Source organism: Rhizobium sp. S96 (assembly GCF_030382195.1).
In the GTDB taxonomy this organism is placed as follows: domain Bacteria; phylum Pseudomonadota; class Alphaproteobacteria; order Rhizobiales; family Rhizobiaceae; genus Rhizobium.
Map to the genome: position 1 here is coordinate 1 of NZ_JAUDRY010000031.1, position 1,793 is coordinate 1,793.

A 1,793-nucleotide genomic window follows, 5' to 3' on the forward strand; every position below is an offset into this window, starting at 1 on the left:
GTAACTGGAGCAAATCCGGTGGCAGGAGGGATTCCTGTTTTCTGCAAATCATGATTCACTCCATTTATGACGAAGCGCCGCCTGCCCATGGCCGAGCATGCCGATACGCTGTCGCTGAGGGCGCTGCGGGAGCTTGTGACGGGTCTGGTAGATCGGGCTGACCGGGCAGACATCCGGATAGAGAAACTCGAGGGCGAAAACCAAAAACTTCGAGACGAAAATGACCAGCTCAGGATCGAGAACACCCGCCTGAAACTCGACAACCAACTCCTGCGCGACGAGATTGCGCGGCTTAAAAACCTGCCGCCACGCCCGCCGTTCAGACCTTCGGGGATGGAAAAGGCAACCAGCGACAGGACGGTCGGTAGCAAGGAGAAGCCTAGGCGGCGGCGCGGACCGAAGGGCGACACGGACAATGTTACCCGTGAAGAGGTTCTGTCGGTCGCGGCTCCACCCGGATCGCGCTTCAAGGGCTATAAAGATTGCGTGGTTCGGGATCTGGTCCTGCGGGCCGACGTGATCCGCTATCGACGCGAATGCTGGCTGGCGCCGGATGGACACATGATCACCGCGACGCTGCCAGCAGGAATTCAGAGTGGATACGGTGCCAATCTGCGACGGTTCTGCCTGATGCTCCACAGCCATGGACAAGTGACGACGCAGCGACTGACGACCCTGCTCAACGATGTCGGCGTCGAAATTTCCAAACGCCAGGTCATCCGGTTCTTGACGCAAGCTTTGGATGGCTTTCATGCCGAGGATGCTGCCGTGCTGCATGCCGGTCTGGTTTCGGCCCCTTACGTGACCGTTGACGATACCGGTGCCCGACATGCTAATCGGAATTTTCATACGACGCATATTGGAGGCGCGCATTTTAGCGCCTTTCGCACGGCACCATTCAAGTCCCGGCTGAATTTTCTGGCCCTGCTGCGCGGAAACTATCAGGACTATGTTCTCAATGACGCCGCCTTCACCTTTCTGGAAGACCGTCAGGTGGACCCTTCCCTTTTGACGCGCTTGAACACAGGCGAGCCGCGTCGGTTTGCCAACCAGGTTCCGTTTCTCGCCTATCTGGCGGAAAATGGTATCGACATCTTTGACAGGAGCATTATCCGCCCGTTTGCCGAAGCCGGCATTTGGGGCGCCATCCGCCATCATGGCCTGGTTGGCAATGTAGTGATCGTATCCGACGATGCTGGGCAGTTTCGCGTCGGCAACCATGCGCTCTGCTGGGTCCATGCAGAACGCCTGCTGCACAAGCTGATGCCGGCGACGCCGCGCCAGGTCAAACATGTCGAGACGCTGCGTGAACTCATCTGGCTTTTTTACAAGCTGCTGAAAGACTATCAGCGAAGTCCAAGCCGGCGTGCAGCCCACGGTCTTCAGGTCCGGTTCGATCGGATATTCTCCATCCGCACCGGATATCGCGACCTCGATCAACTGCTGTCTCGGCTGAAGCGCCGCAAGGCCGAGCTGCTGCGAGTTCTCGAGCGGCCTGAAACGCCGCTGAATACGAACGCATCGGAAAGGGATCTTCGCGGGTTTGTCATCAAGCGGAAGATCTCGGGTGGGACGGTCAGCCGCAATGGCCGACAGGCGCGCGACAGCATGCTCGGCCTGATGAAGACCTGCCAAAAGCTTGGTCTGTCGTTCTGGCACTATCTTGGCGATCGGTTGGGCATGGGTGACGACGATCATCCTATTGCGCCCCTCCCTTCCATGGTCGCAGCGCGCGGCTGACGCTTTTTCATTGCTCATTGTGCCGGCAGTGCCACCGGATCAGCCCCGCTTAC

At 58.7% G+C, this 1,793-nt stretch carries 1 protein-coding gene; it reads left to right on the top strand.

Going from position 1 to position 1,793, the window contains the following annotated elements; translation table 11 throughout:
* Positions 1–66: 66 nt before the first annotated feature.
* Positions 67–1,740, top strand: coding sequence for an IS66 family transposase (locus QTL94_RS28505; RefSeq protein ID WP_502944177.1), 1,674 nt, complete (start codon positions 67–69; stop codon positions 1,738–1,740).
* Positions 1,741–1,793: the final 53 nt, after the last annotated feature.